The following is a 19008-nucleotide window of genomic DNA, read 5'->3' on the forward strand; positions in this document are numbered from 1 at the left end:
AAGAGACAGGAGGTTGACGGTGGGGAGGGGGGACCAGTCCTGCTCGGGGACGCGGACGAAACCGCGACGCCGGTAGAGCCGGTGGGCCGCCTCGGCGTGGCCGTCCCGTACACAGATCGTCAGGGCGGTGCAGCCCAGCTCGGTCGCGCGGGCGACGCACGCCTCGACCAGCACCGCGCCCACGCCCCGGCCCTGCGCCGCCGGGTCCACCGCCAGCATCCGAAACTCCGCCTCGCCCGGACCGCACAGCTCGGCGTACCGGCTGCCGGGCCGGACGAAGGTGACCGAACCGAGCAGCTCGCCCGTTGCCGGGTCGGTGGCGACCAGGATCTCGCCGTCCGCGGCCCGGCCGGCCACGTCGGCCAACACGGCGGCGTACCCGTTCTCGCCCTTCAGCTGCCCATCGGTCTCGTAGGCGGCGACGGTTAGCCGGGCCACCCCGGCGAAGTCGGCAGGCTCGGCCGGCCGGACCAGTGGGCGACTCAACCGATCACCGCGATCAGGTCACCGTCCTGGACCACGTCGCCCTCGTTCACCGCGAGCTGCTGCACGACGCCGTCGATCTCGGCCACCACCGGAATCTCCATCTTCATGGACTCCAGGATCACCAGCGTGTCCCCCTCGGACACGGCGTCCCCGGCCGCCGCGACGACCTTCCAGACGTTCGCCACCATCTCGGCGCGGATCTCCTCGGCCATCTCCCGGCCCCTTCTCTCGCGACTGCCTGCGACGTATCAAATCATGAGACGGTCGTCCGTGGGCCGGTAGCGGGCCCGGTAACCGTCCACCGAGGCCCCGACCCGGCATGACCTAGCATCATCGGGTCGGACCCTGGCGCCGGGAGGACCGGTGCGTGCATCGGCGCCGAGGTCGTGCGCGGGTGATCCGACCATCACGAGGAGGTCAGCATGGCGAAGAAGGCTCGGAAGAAGAAGGCCCGGAAGAAGAGCGCCGCCAACCACGGCAAGCGCCCCAACTCCTGATCGGGACGCCGCGCGGCGGCCTGTCCGTCGGCCGGCGCACGAAAGCCGGTGGCCCAGCCCGGGCCACCGGCTTTCACGTAACTGCGGCGAGGTGTCCGGCGCCGGAGCGCCGAGGCGGCTCAGTCGGCCAGTTCGCGCGACTCGGCGGTCTCGAAGACGACAAGCTCGGTGAGTCGTACCCGGAGCCGCTCGCGCAGCTCGTCGGGGGCGGACTCGTTGCCGCAGCAGCGGGCCACCAGCGCCTTGACCTCCTGCTCGATGCCGTACTCCCGAAGACACGGGCCGCACTCGTCGAGATGGTGCCGGATCAGGGTGCGGCGCTCCTGCTCGCACTCGAGGTCGAGGTAGAGGTAGACCTCGGCGAGAACCTCACGGCAATCCGTCTCGTGCGGATCTCCACAGCTCACGTCACACCTCCCGGCCACTGGCGGCGGTCGAACTCCGGCCCGCCGACGCGGCGGAGAATCCGCGCTCCGCGGCGTAACCCTCAAGCAGCTTGCGCAGATTACGACGCCCGCGGTGCAACCGCGACATCACGGTGCCGATCGGCGTGCCCATGATGTCGGCCACCTCCTTGTAGGAGAAGCCCTCGACGTCGGTCAGGTAGACCGCCAGCCGGAACTCCTCCGGCAACTGCTGGAGGGCCTCCTTGACGTCGCTGTCGGGCAGCCGGTCGAGCGCCTCGGTCTCCGCGGAGCGCAAGCCGCTGGAGGTGTGTGACTCCGCCTCGGCGAGCTGCCAGTCGGTGATCTCCTCGGTGGGCGCCTGCACCGGTTGCCGCTGCCGCTTGCGGTAGGAGTTGATGTAGGTGTTGGTCAGGATCCGGTACAGCCAGGCCTTCAGGTTCGTGCCCTGCTCGAACTGGTGGAAGGCCGCGTACGCCTTCAGGTAGGTCTCCTGGACCAGGTCCTCGGCATCCGCCGGGTTACGCGTCATGCGTAGCCCGGCCGCATACAACTGATCGACGAATGGCATTGCGTCCCGCTCGAACCGGGCCCTGCGCTCGTCCGTCTTCTCGGTGGTCAACCGCACATCCCCTCGGGTCGGACGCTTCCCCGCTGAGGATACGCGTCCCGACCCGCTTGAAGATTCGGTTCGGACGGGTGTGCCCGTCGCCACCTCGGTCGGCGATACCATCGCCGGCCAGTCCGGGCCGGCGAGCAGCCGCCTGAGCTGCCGCGCCTCCCGCTCGTCGCGTTCCCGGCTCCGGATCTCGGTCGGCACCGGTCACCCCCTCGAAAGTGGTCGTCCGAGGGGTTCAACACCCACCGCCGGTCGGGGCATTCCACCCCGGCCCCCATTCCTGGCCCCGGCCCGGGGCAGGTGCCGAGGCTGGGACCAGGAAGGGCCTGGGAGCCCGGTGCCGGTGCCCGGAGTGAGCGGGGCGACACCATCGGATGCAACGACCCGGCCCGACCGACGGAAACGGCGATCCGCGCCCGTTCACCGGGCCCAGCCGTGCCGCCGCAGCCAGTCGACCACGACAGCGGCCGTCGCGGCCGGGTCGCCGCGCAGGTCGTGCCGCTCGCCGGGCCGGATCACCACCCGTACCGTCGGGGCCGGTGCCGGCACGCCGAACGGATCACGGTCGCCGTTGACCACGAGGGTGGGCACGCCGGTGGCCAACTCCCCGGCCCGGCTGCGCTCCGGCCGTCCCGGCGGATGCAGCGGGAAGGCGAGCGCGACCACCCCGGCGGCGGCCACGGTGGGCGCGGTCCGGCAGGCCACCCGCGCGCCGCTGGACCGCCCACCGACCAGCAGCGGTACGCCCGGGTGGCGGTCGCGCAGCACGGCCGACACGGCGGTCCACGCCTCGTCGAGATGCCCGGCGGGTGCCGGGGCCCGCCGACCGGCGACCCGGTACGGCTGGGTCACCCGGACCACCACCAACCCGGCCGCCACCGCCGCGTCGCGGAGCGCGACCAGGTCGGGGGCGTCGACACCGCCACCAGCGCCGTGCCCGAGCACCAGCAGTGCCCGGGCGGGCGCGGCGGGCAGGTCGGTGTCGACCCGCGCCGGACCGCGCGGGGTGTTCAGGACGTCGTCGTACGGCATCGCCCCATTCTGCGGCCCGGCCCGGTGGTCAGCTCAACGGCACCAGGGTGAGCAGCTGGTCACGCACCGGCGGACCCGCCTCGTCGACGGCGTCCGGATCGGGTTGCACCTCGCTACGCCAGGCCACCAGCATGGCCCGTCGTTCGCGCGGTGTGGTGCCACCCCACACGCCGTGACAGTCACCTACCTCCAATGCCCAGGCCAGGCAGGAACCCTGCACATCGCAGGTGCGGCACAACGCGACGGCCGCGTCGGCCGGCTCGTTCGGTGCCGGAAAGAACGTCTCCGGATCGACACTCTGGCAGGTGCCTCTGGTCCGCCAGGCTTCGTCCTGCCGGCGTTCCCTCAAAGCTCGCAACAGTCGAGGATCACGCCGTGCGGCGGCCACCTCGTGCGGACGGGGCATACGCGCCCGGGTCATCCACCCACCTCCCCCGTGGGATAAAAACAATATCGATGGAGATCGTTCACAAGGTGCAAACAACACCCCCACCGGCGCTGTGTTCTATCGCATTTGCGGATGCGATCACAAGACTCTGCCGGGAAGTTGTCCGAACGACTGAGCGACGTTTCGCCCGCAACTGCGGCAAATTACTCCCGACAATGCACGCCGGGTAATCAGAACAACGTCGAGTCCTCCGGTGCCGTGGACTGCGGCTCAGGCACCCGGGCGATGAGTTGCGGGCCGTCGTTGCGGACGTCGCCGACGGCCCGCCCCACCGGCCGTACCTCCATGCCGGCGAGCCATTCGAGCGGCGGGGGTGTGAGCAGTTCGGCCGGATCGGCGGAGGCCCCCAACCAGGTCTCCCACCGCGGCGCTGGCAACAGCAACGGCATCCGGTCGTGCACCTCGGCCAACTCGCCCAGCGCGGCGGTGGTCAGCACGCTGCAGGTCAGCAGCGCACCCTCAGGGCCCTCCCAGACCGACCAGATGCCGGCGAAGGCGAGCACCGAACCGTCCTGCGGGGTCAGGTAATACGGCTGTCTGCCGTCTGGCCGGCGCACCCACTCGTACCAGCCGTCAGCCGGGATCAGGCACCGGCGGCGGGCGAAGGCGGAAGCGTACGCCCGGCTGGTCGCGACGGTCTCGACCCGGGCGTTGATCATCCGAGCGGCGCCGGCGGGCGACCGGGACCACCCGGGCACCAGCCCCCAACGGCCGAGCGAGAGCGCCCGATGCCCCTCGGCGGTGACCCGGACCAGCGGCACCCGGTCGGTCGGCGCGACGTTGTGGTCCGCGACGACACCGCCGCCGGTCTCGTCGACGGCCTCGAACAGCCCGCTCAGGTCGCCGGCGCTCCGGGTCGTGGCGTACCTCCCACACATGCCGCACACGCTAGCGCGTCCCGTGCCGCCGGGCTGTCCCGTCCACCGGGAGCAGCGGCGTGGGCCGGGACCGGCGCCGCGCGGGACACGGCACAATGGGGTCGTGGGGAATCTGACCGCGACCCGGCCGCCGCAGCCGTGGACCGCCCCGACCGCCAGCGACCCCGTGTCGGCGTCGCTCCGACTGCCCGGCTCCAAGTCGATGACCAACCGGGCGCTGGTGCTCAGCGCGCTGGCCACCGGGCCCTCGACGCTCGCCAAACCGCTGCGGGCCCGGGACACCGAGCTGATGGCCGCCGGCTTGCGCGCGATGGGCGCGCACGTGTCGATCGCCGACGAGGAACGCTGGCTGGTCCGGCCGCACCGACTCGTCGGCCCGGCGCACGTCGACGCCGGCCTGGCCGGCACGATCATGCGTTTCGTGCCACCGCTGGCGGGGCTGGCCGACGGGCAGATCACCTTCGACGGCGATCCGCACGCGCGCACCCGACCGCTCGGGACACTGATCAAGGCGCTGCGCTCGCTCGGGGTGCGCATCGACACCGCCGGCACCGGCAGCCTGCCGCTGACCGTGCTGGGCACCGGTCGGGTCACCGGGGGTGAGGTGGTCATCGACGCCTCCGCCTCCAGCCAGTTCGTCTCCGGGCTGCTGCTCGCCGCGCCGCGCTTCGACCGGGGCCTGGTGGTCCGGCACGTCGGCCCGCCCGTACCATCCGCACCCCACCTGCGGATGACCGTACGCATGCTGCGGGCCGCCGGTGCCGCGGTCGACGACGCCACCGCCGACGTCTGGGTGGTCGAGCCGGGCCCGCTGACCGGGCGCGGCTGGGAGATCGAGCCGGATCTCTCCGGTGCGCTGCCGTTCTTCGCCGCCGCCATGGTCACCGGCGGCGAGGTGACCCTCCAGGGCTGGCCGCGCGGCAGTGCCCAGCCGATCGAGCTGCTCCGTCCGTTGTTGCAGCAGATGGGGGCCGACGTCGCGTACACCACCGAGGGGCTGACCGTGCGGGGCAGCGGCCGGGTGCACGGCCTGCACGCCGACCTGTCGGACGTCAGCGAGTTGACCCCGGTGCTCTCCGCGCTCGCGTTGCTCGCCGACTCCCCCTCGGTGTTCACCGGGGTCGGCCACATCCGGGGTCACGAGACCGACCGGCTGGCCGCGCTGGCCCGCGAGTTCACCACCCTCGGCGCGGACGTCACCGAGGCGGCCGACGGCCTGGAGATCCGTCCCCGTCCGCTGCGCGGTGGGGCCTTCCAGACCTACGCCGACCACCGGATGGCCCACGCGGCGGCGGTGATCGGGCTCGCCGTGCCCGGCATCGATCTTGACGATGTGGCATGCACCTCGAAGACCATGCCGGAGTTTCCGGCACTATGGTCGGCGATGGTGACCGGCAAGAGCTGAGCGGACAGGCAGGAGCGCGGCCCTGGCGACCAGGCGACGGGAGTACGACGAGGACGACGTCCGGGTCCGGCCGGGCAAGTCCTCGCGTCCGCGTACCCGCACCCGCCCCCGACACGCCGACGCGCGGGACGGCTTCGTCATCGCGGTGGACCGGGGACGGTACACCTGCGTGCTGGCCGACGCCGAGGCCGACGAGCCGATCGTCACCGCGATGCGGGCCCGCGAGTTGGGGCGCAAGTCGGTGGTGGTGGGCGACCGCGTCGGCCTGGTCGGCGACACCTCGGGCGCGCCCGGCGCGCTGGCCCGCATCGTCCGGATCGCGCCACGCCGGTCGGTGCTGCGCCGCACCGCCGAGGACGACGCCAGCACGGCCGAGGGGCGGCTGGAACGGGTGGTGGTCGCCAACGCCGACCAACTCGTGATCGTCAGCGCGCTGGCCGACCCGCCACCGCGTACCGGCTTCATCGACAGGTGCCTGGTGGCGGCGTACGACGCGGACATCGAGCCGCTGCTCTGCCTGACCAAGGCCGATCTGGCCGGCCCGGAGGCGGTGCTCGACTACTACACCGAGTTGGCACTGCCGTACGTGCTGATCCGGCCGGACTCGGCGCTGGACGCCCTGCGCGCCCTGCTCGCCGGCCGCGTCTCGGTGCTCGTCGGGCACTCCGGCGTGGGCAAGTCGACGCTTGTCAACCGGCTGGTGCCGGAGGCCGACCGGGCGGTCGGCGCGGTGAGCGCGATCGGTCGGGGCCGGCACACCTCCACCAGCGCTGTCGCGTTGCGGCTGCCCACCCTGCCCGGCGCCGACGACGATCCCGGGTGGATCGTGGACACCCCGGGCGTACGCAGCTTCGGGTTGGCGCACGTCTCGGCCGAGAGCCTGCTGCACGGCTTCCCGGACCTCGTCGAGGCCACCGTGGACTGCCCGGTGAACTGCCCGCACACCGCCGACGAGACCGACTGCGCACTGGCCGCCTGGGTGGCCGACGGTCGGGCCGACCCACGCCGGCTGGCTTCGTACCGCCGGTTGCTGGCCTCCCGGGCCGGTGACACCGAGCCGCGCGGCGAGACCGAGCCGCGCGGACGGCCAGAATGACCCGGCCGGCGGCCCCCGAGCCCGCTGCGGGCGCGCGGAGTGAGCCGGGCGGTGGCCCCCGGCGGGCGACAGGTGGGCCCGTCGCTACGGTGTCCGGATGACCGGGTACGCCGACGACCTCGCCCTCGCCCACCGGCTCGCCGACGCCGCCGACGCCATCGCCGCGGCCCGATTCCGCGCGCTCGACCTGCGGGTCGAGTCGAAGCCCGACCTGACCCCGGTCTCCGACGCGGACACCGCTGTGGAGCGGGAGATCCGTGCCCTGCTGGCCGAGGAACGACCCGATGACGGGCTACTCGGCGAGGAGTACGGCGCCACGCCCACCAGCGGGACGCGGCAGTGGGTGCTGGACCCGATCGACGGCACCAAGAACTTCGTCCGCGGCGTACCGATCTGGGCCACCCTGATCGCGCTGCTCGTCGACGGCCGCCCGGTGGTCGGGGTGGTCTCCGCGCCGGCGCTGCACCGCCGCTGGTGGGCGGCGCGGGATGCCGGGGCGTACGCGGGCCCCGACGCCGCCCGAGGCGTGCCGATCCGGGTCTCACAGGTGGGCGAGCTGGCCGATGCCAGCGTCTGCTACTCCTCTCTCGGCGGCTGGGAGCAGGCCGGGCGGCTGGAGCCGGTGCTCCAGTTGATGCGGGACAGCTGGCGTAGCCGGGCCTACGGCGACTTCTACGGTTACATGCTGTTGGCCGAGGGCGCGCTGGACGTGATGATCGAACCGGAATTGTCGCTCTGGGACGTGGCCGCACTGATACCCATCGTCACCGAAGCCGGCGGAACTTTCACCGATCTGGCCGGCCGGCCGGTCCCCGGAGCTGCCGATATCAGCGCGGTGGCCAGCAACGGACGACTCCATTCCGACATCCTCGGCCGGCTGGGTCAGCCCGCCGCGCACTGACGCCCGGTAACCTCTATCCTCGCCAGGTGGCTACCGCAGGTTGGTGTTTCCTGGCGGCGATGATCGTCGCGTACGGCATCGCCAATTTGTTGCAGTCGATTGCCGCCGCCCGCACCACAGTGCATCACACATTCGATCCCGGGCTGCTGCTGCGCCTGGCCGGGCACCGCACCTACCTGGTCGGCCTGGTCTGTCAGGTGGGCGGGTTCGTGCTGGCCTTCCTGGCCCGGCGGGACCTGCCGCTGTTCCTGGTGCAGGCGAGCGTGGCGGCCGGCCTGGGGGTCACCGCCCTGCTCGGCGTGATCGTGCTGAAGTGGCGGCTGCCGCTGGCCGAGGTGGGACTGCTGCTCCTGCTCTTCGCCGGGATCAGCGCGCTGGTGCTCGCCGCCCGACCGGCACCGTCCAAACCGCTCGGCACCGCCGGCATGATCGCTCTGCTGGTGGCCTTGGCGGTGATCGCGATGCTGGGTTTCTTCGCGGTCCGGTTACACGGCGCGCCCGGCTCGGTGGCTCTCGGCTCACTCGCCGGTCTGAGCTTCTCCGCCGCCGCGGTGGCCGCCCGACCGTTGGCCTCCGCGACGACCTGGGCCGCGTTCCTCAGCGACCCGCTGCTCTACCTGCTCATCGGACATTCCATCGTCGGCCAACTCCTGCTCGGGCTGGCCATGCAACGCGGCTCCACCACCGCGGCGGTGGCCGCCATGGACGCCGCCGGCGCGGTGCCCGCCGCGATCATCGGCCTGCTGCTGCTCAACGACAAGATCTGGCCGGGTCGGGAGTGGCTGGCCGGCATCGGCTTCCTGGTCACCCTCGCCTCGGTCATCGGACTCACCCGGTACGCCGAGCCACAGCACCACCACGCCGTCGCCAAGGAAACCACCCGCGCCGTCGTCGGCACCACCAAGGCCCAGGTGTAAACGCACCGCCGCTCGGGGTCAGGCCGCTTCGACTGGTTTGCGGCGGCCGATCACCCGCTCGTAGAGGCGCTCCAGGGCGGTCGCGGTACGTTCCCAGGTGTAGCTGCACCGCACCCGGTCCACTGCGGCGTGCCCGTACGCGAACCGGCCCGCGTTGTCCGTGAGCAGCCGGCGTAGCGTCATCCCGAGGGTGCGTACGTCACCGGGTGGCACCAGCTTGCCGGTCACCTCGTCGACCACTGTGTCGGCGATGCCGCCCATGGCGTAGCCGACCACCGGAACACCGCACGCCATCGCCTCCAACGACACCCGCCCCGCCGAGGAGTAGCGCGGGGTGCAGGCGACCACGTCGGCCGAGCGGTACCAGGTGGCCATCTGCTCGTGCGGAACGGCGCCCACCAGGTGCACCTGCTCGGTCACCCCGGCCCGCTCGGCCAGCTCACGCAGCCGCCGCGCCTCGGCGTGGTTGGCGAGCCGGTCGGCCGGTGGCCCACCGGCGATCACCAGTTCCGCGTCGCCGACCAGACGCATGGCCCGGATCAGGTCCTCCTGACCGTGGCCCGGGGAGAGTCCACCCACCGAGAGGATCCGGGGTCTTTGGTCACGCGGGGCGGCCTCACCGTCGGGATGGAACCGATCGGTGTCCACACCGGTCGGCACCATGGCCACCGAGGCGCGGTGCAGACCCATCCGGGTCAGCTCGTCCACCTCGTCGTTGCACTGCGCCACGGCGATGTCGATGGCCCTGGTCAGGGCCCGTTCCAGCGGGATGCGGTGGCCTGGGCCGTCGTACTGCGGGCCGAGGTGCCGCAGCTGTTCCATGCCGATCGAGTGGAACGTCTGGACCACAGGTATGTCGGTCTGGCGTACGGCGTGCGCGGCGGCCAGTCCGCCGATCCAGTAGTGGCCGTGCACGACCTCCGGGGCCCAGTCGCCGGCCCACTGGTCGGCGAGCCACTTGCCCAGTTCGGCCACGTACGGCACCAGTTCGGCGGTGGGTATCGGGGCGACCGGCCCGACGGGTGCCCGGTGCACCCGGTAGCCGTCCACGGCGTCGCTCTCCGCCGATTCAGGGTCGTCCCGCCGGGTGTACACCCGCACGTCGTGGCCGCGTTCGGCCAGTTCGGCGGCCACCCGTGCGATGTGCTGGTAAGTGCCGACGACGGTACCGTCGCCAGACGGCGGCGCAGCGGCGTGGGCGCAGACGAGGCCGACGCGCATGGGTCACCTCCATGCGGTTGAGCGGTGGGTCCTCCGGTCAGAGCGTCCCATTAACCCGGCTCCGAGGAGCCGAAACCTGGCAGATCGGCATGTGACCGGCGGCATGTGACCCGGTCGTACGGGGTACCGGAGCGCAATGCCCCTGACCCGTCCGCTCGCCGACGCCACCGTCGTGATCACCGGTGCCTCCAGCGGCATCGGTACGGCGACGGCGTACGCCCTGGCCCGCCACGGCAGCGCCGTGGTGCTTGCCGCCCGCACCGAACCGGCGCTGCACGAGGTCGCCCGGCGCTGCCGTGAGCTGGGCGGACAGGCTCTCGTCGTACCCACCGACGTGACCGACCCGGACGCGGTCGAGCGGTTGGCCGCCACCGCCGTCGCCGAGTTCGGCCAGATCGACGCCTGGATCAACAACGCGGCGGTCGGCGTGGTCGGGCTCTTCGACGAGATCCCCATCGCGCAGTTCCGTCGGGTGTTGGAGGTGGATCTGCTCGGCACCGCGTACGGCATCCGGGCCGCTCTGCCCCATCTCGTCGCGGCCGGCGGCGGCGTGGTGGTCAACAACGCCTCGGTGCTGGCCGAGGTGGCGATGCCGTACCAGTCCGCCTACAACGCCGCCAAGCACGGCATCCGTGGCCTCGCCGACACGATCCGCCAGGAGTTGCGGGTGACCGGCCGGGGTGCCATCTCGGTCTGCACGGTGCTGCCGGCCGGCATCGACACGCCGTTCTTCCGGCACGCCGCGAATTACACCGGCCGGGTGTGGGCGCCGCCCCCGCCGGTGTATCCGCCGGAACTGGTGGCGGCGGCGATCGTCCGGCTGCTGCGCCGGCCGCGCCGTGAGGCGTACGTCGGCGGCGGTGCCCGCCTGATCGGCCTCCAGTGGCGGCTCGCGCCGGCGTTGGCCGAACGCGCCCTGAGCTGGTACGCCCAGCACACCCAGTTCGCCGCCGGCACCGAGTGGGACACCCCCGGTAACCTTTTCCGCCCCGCCGCCGAGGCCCAGCCCGCGGGTGGCTGGCACGGCCGCCGCCGCCAGCTGGTCCGGATCACCACCGCCTTCGGTCTGGCCGCCGCCGGCACCGCTGTCGGTACGGTCGCGGCGATGACCCGCAAGCTCCAACGTTAGGCGAACCCGAGGCCACCCTAGAAGCGAACCCGATCGGCGTGGACGGCGGCGGTTACTGCGGGAGGGCAACGGGTAGTGGGCAGGCATGCGCGACGACGAGTACCCCACCCCCGTGTCCGATCCTGAGGCCGACGGACTGCCCGACACCGCCGACGACGACTCGACGGCCGGCGACGACGTGCTGACCGGGCGGGAGGCGGACGGCCCGTCCCCGGCGCAGTTGCCAGGTGACCGGAGCGCGACGGTGGCCGTCGACGAGTTCGGCACCACCGCCGAGGAGCAGCTCGACGGCGAGTCGCTGGACTACAAGCTCAGCCGGGAGCTGCTCGAGCCGGCGGTCGACGACCCGCTGGCGGGCCCGGTCGATCCGGACATCGCGGCCGAGGCGGACAGCCAGGAGCAGGCGGCGCAGGCCCAGCTCGACGCCGACGTGATCGACCCGGGCCCCACCTCCGACCCGAACTCCCCGGTCTCGCTCTACGACCACGGGCAGCTGGGCACCGTCGCGGACGCCACTGTGGGTCGGCTTGTCGAACCGGACGAGGGTGCCCACACCGACCAGGAGACCGATTCGATCGCGTACGACGCGGGTGCGGCCGGCGGCGGCGCCAGCGCCGAGGAGCTGGCCATTCACGAGACCCAGCCGCCACACTCGGTCTGACCGGCGGCCCGGTCCCGCTCAGTCGTCGAGGCCGCGTTCGATCGCGTACCGGGTCAACTCGACCCGGTTGTGTAGTTGGAGTTTGCCCAGCGTGTGCTGCACGTGGTTCTGCACCGTCCGGTGGGACAGCGCGAGGCGTTCGGCGATCTGCTTGTAGGACATCCCCTTTGCCACCAGCCGCAGCACCTCGGTCTCCCGTTCGGTGAGCCGGGGCGCCACCTCCTCGGCCGGCGCACGCTGCCCGGAGGCGGCCAACCGGCGGTACTCACCGAGGACCAGCCCGGCCAATCCGGGCGTGAAGACCGGCTCCCCGGCGGCGGTCCGGCGCACCGCCGCCAGGAACTCCGCCTGCGCGGCGGACTTCAACAAATAGCCGGTGGCGCCGGCCTTCACCGCGTCCAGCACCTCCTGCTGCTCGCCGCTGGCCGAGAGCATCAGCACCCGGACCTCGGGTTGGGCCGCGCGCAGCCCGCGGATCACCTCCACCCCGGAGATGTCCGGCAGTTGCAGGTCGAGCACCACCACGTCGGGACGGGCCGCGGCGACCACCCGGACCGCCTGGCGGCCCTCCCCGCAGCTCGCCACCACCTGGTAACCGGCTTCGGTCAGGTCGCGGGCCACCCCTTCGCGCCACATCGGGTGGTCGTCGACCACCATCACGCGTACGCCATTCATGGTCATCTCCTCGGCACGGTGAGTTCGACCTCGGTGCCGCTGCCCGGGGCGGAGTGGATCCGGGTGGTTCCACCGATCTCCGCCAGACGTCCCCGGATCGCCTGGGCCACGCCGAGCCGGCCCTGTGCCGCGGCCTCGGCCAGCCGGTCGGGGGCGAAGCCCGGCCCTTCGTCGCGGATCGAGACGGTGACCGCCGTACCCTCGTCCTCCAGCAGCACCCAGGCGCGCCCGCCGCCATGCCGGGCCGCGTTGTCCAGCGCCGCACCGGCTGCGGCGGCCAGTTCCCGGGCGACCGGCGGCGGCAGCGGCACCGGGGTGGCCGGGGCGGAGAGCGAGACGGTGGCCGAGGCGTAGCGGCCGAGCAACCCGCGCAGGTCCACCGGGGTGTCGGCGGCACCGGTCGGGGCCGGCCCGGCACCGGAGATCAGCTCGCGCAGCGCCACCTCCTGCTCGCCGGCCAGCCGGGCCAGCTCGCCCGCCTCACCGTCGAGGTGGGCGCCCCGCCGCTGGACCAGGGCGAGCACCTGGAGCACCGAGTCGTGGATGTCGCGGGCCAGCCGCTCCCGTTCCCGGGTGGCGGCCTCCAACTCCACGGCCCGCTGGAGGCGTTCCTCGGTGCTCACCGCCAGCCGGGCGACGTGCCCGACCACCACTCCGGCGAGCAGCATGAGAATCGCGCCGTTGAGCCCGTAGGAGGTGACCATGCCCCGGGTGCCCAGGTCGGTCGCGGCGAGCACCAGGGCGGCCGTCGCGCCGCGTCGCCGTCCGCCGGAGACCGCCCAGGCCAGCACCGGCCCACCCAGCCAGGCCACCGACAGGGTGGGCAGTCCGGCGGCGAGCGCGGCCCCGCCCATCACCGCGGGCGTGACGAGCAGGATCGCCACCACCACGGCCAGGTCGGCGAGCAGCAGCGGCCAGCCGCGTCGGGAGGGTTCGGCGTAGCCGACCGCGGTGACGGCGGTCCAGACCGCCATCACCAGCACCAGCGCGGCGGCGGCGAGCGGGTGGGCGTACTGGTCCGCGTCGCGGGCCACCACCAGGCAGACGTACGCCAGGGAGGCCACCCGGTACACCGCGATGGCCCGCCAGAGCGGGACCTCGAAACCACCGGGTACAGGCACGTGCGTCACGATGCCACAGCCGCCCACGAGGTCCCTCGGACGAGCGGTCGCGTGAATACTGACGTACGGTGGGAAATGCCGCGTAAGCTTCCGCGATCTCCTGTCGGGACGGGGCCATGACGAACGCAGAACCCCCCAGACCGCGTACGGTGGTGCCCATCGAACACGCCCTCCTGATCGCCGACGCCTTCGACCAGGCCCAGGTGACCGAGCTTCGTCACTCGGTCGCCTCCTGCGCGCGCTCCGCCGGGCTGCGTGACGACCGCCTCGACGACTTCGTGCTCGCGGTCAACGAGCTGATCACCAATGCCGTCCGGCATGGTGGCGGGCAGGGCTGGCTGCGGTTGTGGCAGGAGCCCGGGCTGGTGCTCTGCGAGGTTTCCGACCACGGCTCCGGCATCAGCGTCAAGCGTCTCGACGACCGGGCCCGGCCGGCACCCGACACCGCCGGTGGCTGGGGCCTGTGGCTGGCCCGTGAACTGACCGACGCGATGGAGGTCGAGACCGGTTCCGCCGGCACCACGGTACGCATCATCACCGCGACCGTTCCCACCGAGCAGCACATCGGCCGCCACCGGCACGACTGACCGGCTCACTCCCAGCGGTTGCCGGTGAGCCTCTCGTAGACCTCGATGTAGCGGGCCCGGGTGGCCGCCACCACCTCGGCGGGCACCTCGGGCGGGGGGCCCTGCCGGTCCCAGCCGCTGCTGGTGGCCCAGTCCCGTACGTGCTGCTTGTCGTAGGAGAACTGCGCGCGGCCCGGCTGGTACGACTGGGCCGGCCAGAACCGCGACGAGTCGGGAGTGAGCACCTCGTCGCCGAGGAGCAGCGTCCCGTCGGCCGCCCAGCCCAGCTCGATCTTGGTGTCGGCGACCAGGATGCCCCGGTCCGCGGCCAGCTCGGCGCCCCGGCAGTAGACCTCGATCGTCACCTGTCGCAGCCGCTCGGCGGTCTCCGCGCCGACCTTCTCCACCACCTCGGCGTAGGTCATCGGCTGGTCGTGTTCACCCACCGGCGCCTTCGTCGTCGGGGTGAAGATCGGCTCCGGCAGGATGGCCGCCTCGACCAGGCCACGCGGCAACTCGACGCCGGAGACCGCGCCGGTGCTCTCGTACTCCTTCAGGCCGCCACCGGTGAGGTAGCCCCGGGCGACGCACTCGACCGGCACCATCTCCAGCCGGCGGCAGCGGATCGCCCGGCCGGCGAACTCCGCAGGCACGTCGGTCGCCGAGATCACGTGGTTCGGCACCAGGTCGGCCAACTGCTCGAACCACCACAGCGACAGCGCGGTGAGCAGCTTGCCCTTGTCCGGAATCGGGGTCGGCAGCACCGTGTCGTAGACCGAGACCCGGTCCGAAGCGACCAGGATCAGATCGTCCCCGTCGGCGTAGAGATCCCTGACCTTGCCCGAGTGCAGAAGTTCCACGAGGCAAGTACACCACTCCCGCATCAGGCGAAAGAAAGGGCCCCTTATTAACGCCTGCGGTAGGTAAAGGGCCCCTTATTAACAACCCCCGCGGCAATCAACGCCGACGGTTGCGGGTCAGCCGGATGAGCAGGAGGACGACCACCGCCACCACCGCCAGGCAGCAGAGCAGGCTCAGGAAACCGAAGACTCCGAAGCCGCCGCCACGCCGCCGGGCGGCCTCGACGACGACTTCGCCGGTGCCGGTCGAGGCCCACGCGGCGACCGGCACGAACACCGACAACACGACCGCACCGAGGAGCGTGCCGAGCCGCCCCCACCACTTGCCGAAGGAAGACATGGCCCCATCCTCGCCGACCCGGGCAACTCCGGCCGCCGAACCACATTCGTGTCGACAAGGGCCGGGAACACCAGGCCCCGAGCACACCGGGCCCCGGGCACAGCGGGCCCCGGGCACAGCGGGCCCAGCGGGCCCCGGGCACAGCGGGCCCAGCGGGCCCCGGGCACAGCGGGCCCCGGGAAAAAGTCAGAGGCCCCGGACGAATCCGGGGCCTCTGACCTGCAGTAGCGGGGACAGGATTTGAACCTGCGACCTCTGGGTTATGAGCCCAGCGAGCTACCGAGCTGCTCCACCCCGCGTCGGTAGATCAACCATACCGCACCGTTCGGTGCGCCGATCACCCACCCCCACCCATCCGGTCTCCACTGCGACAGGAATGGCGGGCAGTCAAAAGCCCCGGACGAATCCGGGGCTTTTGCCGTGCAGTAGCGGGGACAGGATTTGAACCTGCGACCTCTGGGTTATGAGCCCAGCGAGCTACCGAGCTGCTCCACCCCGCGTCGGTAGATCCACCGTAGCGCACCACCCCGGTCCGCTGCAAAACGACAGGCGGAACGGCTCAGTCGCTGCCCGACAACGGAGCGGGCCCGCGGTCCGCGACCACAGGTCACGGGCCGCGGGCCCTGATCGATTCACCGGTACGCCGCCGCGTCCGCGACGAGGAGACCGTGCTCCGGTACGCCTCAGCCGCTCGGTGACGGGTCAGCGCTCGGTGCCGCACCTCCGGCCGCCTGCTGGGCCTGCTGGAACGCGGTGAGTGCCTCGTCCAGCGCCTTCAGCGCACGGCCGTACCGCTCGAAGTCACCGGACGCCTGCGCGGCCCGCACCTCCGTGATCGCGGCCTGCACCTGGTTGGCGGCGGCCGTCAGGTCGCCGGTGGGCGCGGGCGGGGTTGCCGACGGCGTCGCCGACGGCGATGCCGAGGGCTCCTCACCGTCCGCCGGCGGCTCCTCGGCAGCCGGTGGCGGGGCATTGGGGTTCTGTTTGCCCTGCTCGACGAGTTGCTCGATCCCGTCGGCCACGTTGTCGGCAAGTACGACGTACGAGCCACCGTCGCCGTACGACATCAGCACCTTCTGCAGCAGCGGGTACGCGTCCTGCTGGTTGCTCTTCACATAGACCGGCTCCACGTAGAGCATCCCGTTGCCGAACGGCAGGGAGAGCAGGTTGCCGTACTGCACCTGGGCCTGGTTCGACGAGAGCAGGTTCAACTGCTGCCGGATCGTCGCGTTGGTGTTCGTCATCCGCTGGTGCACCTGCACCGGCCCGGAGATCGCGGTCTGGTCCGGCAGCTCCAGCACCTGCAACGTCGGCTTGCCGTCCTGGTACGACCCGGAGATCAGCGCGGCCAGGTTCTGCCGGCCGTTCGGGGTGACCGCACTCGTCAGCTGGAAGCGTGGCGCGTCCTGACCGGGGAACTGGGTGTAGAGGTAGTACGGCGGCTGCTTGACCCCGCTGTCCGGTGCGTCCGGCACGTTCGGCACCTGCCAGAAGTCCTGGCCGGAGTAGAAGTCGCCGGGGTTGGTGACGTGGAACCGGGTCAGCAGGTTGCGCTGCACCTTGAACAGGTCCGCCGGGTAGCGGAAGTGCTCGACAAGTGCCTGCGGAATCTCCGCCCGCGGCTTGATCAGATCGCCGCCGAACGCCTTGTTCCACGCCTTGAGCACCGGGTCGTTCTCGTCGAACTCGTACAGGGTGACGGTGCCGTCGTACGCGTCCACCGTCGCCTTGACCGAGTTGCGGATGTAGTTGACGTTCTCCCGGGCCAGCTGGATGGTGCCCCGGCCGGTCAGCTCGTCGGTGGTCTCCGACTGGAGGTTGACCCGCTCGGCGTACGGGTAGGTGGCCGAGGTGGTGAAGCCGTCGACGATCCAGAGCACCCGACCGTCGACGATCGCCGGGTACGGGTCGCCGTCGAGGGTGAGGAAGGGCGCGACCTTCTCCACCCGGTCCCGGGGGTTACGGACGTAGAGCAGCTTGGAGTTCTCGTTGACCGCCTCGGAGAGCAGGAAGTTCGCCTCCTGCTCCTTGATCGCGTAGAGCAGTCGCCGGGTGAACGACCCGATCTCGACGCCACCCTCGCCGGTGTAGGTGTAGTAGGACTCCCGCGACTCGCCGCTCTCACCGGCGGGCCGGTCGAACTCGGCCGGGTTGCCCTCCGCGTTGGGCTTGCCGACGATGGCGTAGTCGCCGTCGTTCATTCGCTCGCCGTAGTAGATCCGGGGCTGGTTCGCGGGGATCAGGTCGTTGGGCGAGGCGCAGCTCTCCTGCGTCCGCTCGCCGAGCGAGCCGGAGACGAAGAAGGGCTGGCCACCGCAGACCACCCGGTTCGCGGGCGCGGCCACCACGCCGTACCCGTGGGTGTAGACGGTGTGCCGGTTGATCCAGTTGCTCTGCTGGGCGGTCAGCTCGCCGTAGTTGATCTCACGGACGCCCACCACGTAGTCCTGGGTCTTGCCGTCGATCGTGTACCTGTCGATGTCGAGCTTCGGGCCGAAGTCGTAGAAGCCACGGACCTGCTGCAGCTGGGTGTAGGTCTCGCTCACCAACTGCGGATCGAGCAGGCGGACGTTCGGGATCACCGAGGTGTCGGTGGCCAGGCTCTCCGGCGGGTTCAGGTTGCTCGCCGCGTACGCCGAGTTCTGCGCGATGTCCAGTCCGAACGACGCGCGGGTGGCCTCGATGCTGCGCTGGATGTACGGCGCTTCCTTGTCCCGGGCGCTCGGCTTGACCTCGAAGGTCTGCACCGCCCAGGGGTAGATGCCGCCGATCGCCACCGCCGAGACGCCGAGCAGCGCCAGCGAGATGCCCGGCCAGACCAGGTTCCGCATCCAGGCGTTGGAGAAGACGATGATCGCGATCGCCACCACCACGGAGATGTAGGCGAGGATCTCCTTCGCCGGCAGCAGCGCGTTGATGTCGGCGTACCCGGCGCCGTAGACGCCCACCCCGTCGTTGTACTCCAGCAGCATCGAGCGCCGGTCCAACACGTACGCGACCGCTTTGAGCAGCACGAAGACCGCGACGAGCGAACTCAGGTGGGCTCGGGCGGCATTGCTCATCCGGTCACCCACGCCCTGCAGGCGCACCCCGCCGAACAGGTAGTGCACGGCCAGCGAGCCGATCAGCGCCAGCACCACCGCGGTGAAGCCGAGGCCGAGCAGGAACCGCCAGAACGGCAGTTGGAAGACGTAGAAGCCGACGTCGACACCGAACTCCGGGTCGTCGACACCGAACTCACCACCGTGCAGGAAGAGCAGCCACTGGTTCCAGCGGCTCTGGGCCGACAGGCCGGCGAAGAGACCGACGATCGCCGCCGCCGCCCCGATCCACAGCCCGAGCCGGGGCCCGAGCAGCATCCGGTAGCGCTCCAGCGTGGCCTGCTCCGGCGAGTGCGGACGATGCCGGGGGCGCAGCCGCTGGGCGAGCCAGAGATTGCCGCCCACGATCACCGCCATGGCCGCCGCGGCGGCCAGGAAGAGCAGCAGCCGGGTGACGAGCACGCCGCGGAAGACCGCGGTGTAGTCGACCTCCGAGAACCAAAGCCAGTCGGTCCAGGCCTGAACACCCCAGCCGAGCAGGGTGAACAAGACGAACACCCCGATCAGAACACCGATCGTGACGCGTCCACGTCGGCTCATCCTCGGCAGGGGGCTGCTGCTACGCATGACCACTGTTGGCTCCGCACGCTCGATATGATCGGCTCCGACCAGGCACCCAGAGTACGGGGTGTTTCTGAATGCGTCCGCGCA

The 19008-nt window shown here is 71.6% G+C and carries 20 protein-coding genes, 2 tRNA genes and 1 pseudogene; 8 read left to right on the forward strand and 15 right to left on the reverse strand.

All coding sequences use genetic code 11. The annotated features are described in order from the left end of the window. Together C1I93_RS10120 and C1I93_RS10125 are read right to left on the reverse strand one after the other, a co-directional pair. On the reverse strand, window positions 1–486 hold a 486-nt coding region (locus C1I93_RS10120; protein WP_111243019.1), incomplete at its 3' end, for a GNAT family N-acetyltransferase. Then, entirely contained in the window at window positions 483–698 is a 216-nt protein-coding gene (locus C1I93_RS10125; RefSeq protein WP_111242989.1) for a biotin/lipoyl-binding carrier protein, read from the reverse strand. The genes C1I93_RS10125 and C1I93_RS10120, both read right to left, overlap by 4 nt. A 210-nt stretch (window positions 699–908) precedes the next feature. Here C1I93_RS10125 and C1I93_RS33240 point away from each other — a divergent pair, with 210 nt between their 5' ends. Further along, entirely contained in the window at window positions 909–983 is a 75-nt protein-coding gene (locus C1I93_RS33240) for a 50S ribosomal protein bL37 (protein WP_370461611.1), read from the forward strand. Between the two features lie 119 nt (window positions 984–1102). Here the strand turns inward: C1I93_RS33240 and rsrA are convergent, their stop codons facing one another. The 5 genes from rsrA to C1I93_RS10150 form a co-directional block, all read right to left on the reverse strand. Then, window positions 1103–1390, reverse strand: coding sequence for a mycothiol system anti-sigma-R factor (gene rsrA, locus C1I93_RS10130; RefSeq protein ID WP_111242990.1), 288 nt, complete (start codon window positions 1388–1390; stop codon window positions 1103–1105). Between the two features lies 1 nt (window position 1391). Beyond that, a complete protein-coding gene (locus C1I93_RS10135; protein ID WP_181445102.1) occupies window positions 1392–2207 on the reverse strand; it encodes a sigma-70 family RNA polymerase sigma factor in 816 nt (271 codons plus the stop codon). 219 nt (window positions 2208–2426) lie between these two features. Continuing rightward, window positions 2427–3038: an alpha/beta hydrolase family protein gene (locus C1I93_RS10140; protein WP_111242992.1), complete on the reverse strand. Its 612-nt coding sequence runs from the start codon at window positions 3036–3038 to the stop codon at window positions 2427–2429. Window positions 3039–3066: 28 nt separating this feature from the next. Continuing rightward, on the reverse strand, window positions 3067–3459 hold the full coding sequence (locus tag C1I93_RS10145; protein WP_111242993.1) for a WhiB family transcriptional regulator: 393 nt from the start codon (window positions 3457–3459) through the stop codon (window positions 3067–3069). A 197-nt stretch (window positions 3460–3656) separates the two neighbouring features. Continuing rightward, complete coding sequence (locus C1I93_RS10150; protein WP_111242994.1) at window positions 3657–4364, reverse strand: SOS response-associated peptidase; 708 nt, start codon at window positions 4362–4364, stop codon at window positions 3657–3659. Window positions 4365–4467: 103 nt separating this feature from the next. On the opposite strand from C1I93_RS10150, the gene aroA reads away from it, so the two are divergent. From aroA to C1I93_RS10170, 4 genes and pseudogenes are all read left to right on the forward strand, one after another. Next, on the forward strand, window positions 4468–5769 hold the full coding sequence (gene aroA, locus C1I93_RS10155; protein ID WP_111242995.1) for a 3-phosphoshikimate 1-carboxyvinyltransferase: 1302 nt from the start codon (window positions 4468–4470) through the stop codon (window positions 5767–5769). 139 nt (window positions 5770–5908) lie between these two features. Beyond that, window positions 5909–6865 carry a ribosome small subunit-dependent GTPase A gene (rsgA, locus tag C1I93_RS10160; RefSeq protein ID WP_111242996.1) on the forward strand — a complete coding sequence of 319 codons (957 nt, stop codon included), beginning with the start codon at window positions 5909–5911 and terminating at the stop codon, window positions 6863–6865. 97 nt (window positions 6866–6962) lie between these two features. After that, window positions 6963–7766: a histidinol-phosphatase gene (gene hisN / locus C1I93_RS10165; protein ID WP_111242997.1), complete on the forward strand. Its 804-nt coding sequence runs from the start codon at window positions 6963–6965 to the stop codon at window positions 7764–7766. A gap of 59 nt (window positions 7767–7825) precedes the next feature. Further along, a pseudogene (locus C1I93_RS10170) lies at window positions 7826–8747 on the forward strand (DMT family transporter). Here C1I93_RS10170 and C1I93_RS10175 read toward each other — a convergent pair. Beyond that, a complete protein-coding gene (locus tag C1I93_RS10175; RefSeq protein ID WP_111242999.1) occupies window positions 8702–9904 on the reverse strand; it encodes a glycosyltransferase in 1203 nt (400 codons plus the stop codon). The pseudogene C1I93_RS10170 and the gene C1I93_RS10175 overlap by 46 nt on opposite strands. A gap of 136 nt (window positions 9905–10040) precedes the next feature. Here C1I93_RS10175 and C1I93_RS10180 point away from each other — a divergent pair, with 136 nt between their 5' ends. Next, window positions 10041–11033 (forward strand): SDR family oxidoreductase, encoded by a 993-nt coding sequence (locus C1I93_RS10180; RefSeq protein ID WP_111243000.1) that lies wholly within the window; start codon window positions 10041–10043, stop codon window positions 11031–11033. A gap of 85 nt (window positions 11034–11118) precedes the next feature. Then, a complete protein-coding gene (locus tag C1I93_RS10185) occupies window positions 11119–11694 on the forward strand; it encodes a DUF5709 domain-containing protein (protein ID WP_111243001.1) in 576 nt (191 codons plus the stop codon). Between the two features lie 18 nt (window positions 11695–11712). Here C1I93_RS10185 and C1I93_RS10190 read toward each other — a convergent pair whose 3' ends face one another. Both C1I93_RS10190 and macS read right to left on the reverse strand, forming a co-directional pair. Further along, entirely contained in the window at window positions 11713–12369 is a 657-nt protein-coding gene (locus tag C1I93_RS10190; protein WP_111243002.1) for a response regulator, read from the reverse strand. A 2-nt stretch (window positions 12370–12371) separates the two neighbouring features. Continuing rightward, on the reverse strand, window positions 12372–13490 hold the full coding sequence (macS, locus tag C1I93_RS10195; protein ID WP_181445103.1) for a MacS family sensor histidine kinase: 1119 nt from the start codon (window positions 13488–13490) through the stop codon (window positions 12372–12374). A gap of 116 nt (window positions 13491–13606) precedes the next feature. On the opposite strand from macS, the gene C1I93_RS10200 reads away from it, so the two are divergent. After that, window positions 13607–14077 carry an ATP-binding protein gene (locus C1I93_RS10200; protein WP_111243003.1) on the forward strand — a complete coding sequence of 157 codons (471 nt, stop codon included), beginning with the start codon at window positions 13607–13609 and terminating at the stop codon, window positions 14075–14077. 5 nt (window positions 14078–14082) lie between these two features. Here C1I93_RS10200 and C1I93_RS10205 read toward each other — a convergent pair whose 3' ends face one another. The 5 genes from C1I93_RS10205 to C1I93_RS10225 form a co-directional block, all read right to left on the reverse strand. Further along, entirely contained in the window at window positions 14083–14916 is an 834-nt protein-coding gene (locus tag C1I93_RS10205; protein WP_111243004.1) for a phosphoribosylaminoimidazolesuccinocarboxamide synthase, read from the reverse strand. A gap of 97 nt (window positions 14917–15013) precedes the next feature. Then, on the reverse strand, window positions 15014–15256 hold the full coding sequence (locus C1I93_RS10210) for a hypothetical protein (protein ID WP_111243005.1): 243 nt from the start codon (window positions 15254–15256) through the stop codon (window positions 15014–15016). A 225-nt stretch (window positions 15257–15481) separates the two neighbouring features. Continuing rightward, window positions 15482–15555: transfer RNA gene (locus C1I93_RS10215), tRNA-Met, on the reverse strand. Window positions 15556–15682: 127 nt separating this feature from the next. Then, window positions 15683–15756: transfer RNA gene (locus C1I93_RS10220), tRNA-Met, on the reverse strand. A 183-nt stretch (window positions 15757–15939) separates the two neighbouring features. After that, window positions 15940–18924 carry a UPF0182 family membrane protein gene (locus C1I93_RS10225; protein ID WP_181445104.1) on the reverse strand — a complete coding sequence of 995 codons (2985 nt, stop codon included), beginning with the start codon at window positions 18922–18924 and terminating at the stop codon, window positions 15940–15942. Between the last annotated feature and the right edge of the window lie 84 nt (window positions 18925–19008).

Source organism: Micromonospora endophytica, assembly GCF_003236305.1.
Classification (GTDB): Bacteria; Actinomycetota; Actinomycetes; order Mycobacteriales; family Micromonosporaceae; genus Micromonospora; species Micromonospora endophytica.

Excerpts from the sequence above, each read along its gene's own strand:
- C1I93_RS10185 (WP_111243001.1), top strand. The coding sequence starts at position 11,119 with ATGCGCGACGACGAGTACCCCACCCCCGTGTCCGATCCTGAGGCCGAC.
- C1I93_RS10190 (WP_111243002.1), bottom strand. The coding sequence starts at position 12,369 with ATGAATGGCGTACGCGTGATGGTGGTCGACGACCACCCGATGTGGCGC.
- C1I93_RS10175 (WP_111242999.1), bottom strand. The coding sequence starts at position 9,904 with ATGCGCGTCGGCCTCGTCTGCGCCCACGCCGCTGCGCCGCCGTCTGGC.
- C1I93_RS10145 (WP_111242993.1), bottom strand. The coding sequence starts at position 3,459 with ATGACCCGGGCGCGTATGCCCCGTCCGCACGAGGTGGCCGCCGCACGG.
- C1I93_RS10125 (WP_111242989.1), bottom strand. The coding sequence starts at position 698 with ATGGCCGAGGAGATCCGCGCCGAGATGGTGGCGAACGTCTGGAAGGTC.
- C1I93_RS10200 (WP_111243003.1), top strand. The coding sequence starts at position 13,607 with ATGACGAACGCAGAACCCCCCAGACCGCGTACGGTGGTGCCCATCGAA.
- C1I93_RS10140 (WP_111242992.1), bottom strand. The coding sequence starts at position 3,038 with ATGCCGTACGACGACGTCCTGAACACCCCGCGCGGTCCGGCGCGGGTC.
- C1I93_RS10150 (WP_111242994.1), bottom strand. The coding sequence starts at position 4,364 with ATGTGTGGGAGGTACGCCACGACCCGGAGCGCCGGCGACCTGAGCGGG.
- C1I93_RS10225 (WP_181445104.1), bottom strand. The coding sequence starts at position 18,924 with ATGCGTAGCAGCAGCCCCCTGCCGAGGATGAGCCGACGTGGACGCGTC.
- C1I93_RS10180 (WP_111243000.1), top strand. The coding sequence starts at position 10,041 with ATGCCCCTGACCCGTCCGCTCGCCGACGCCACCGTCGTGATCACCGGT.
- C1I93_RS10210 (WP_111243005.1), bottom strand. The coding sequence starts at position 15,256 with ATGTCTTCCTTCGGCAAGTGGTGGGGGCGGCTCGGCACGCTCCTCGGT.
- hisN (WP_111242997.1), top strand. The coding sequence starts at position 6,963 with ATGACCGGGTACGCCGACGACCTCGCCCTCGCCCACCGGCTCGCCGAC.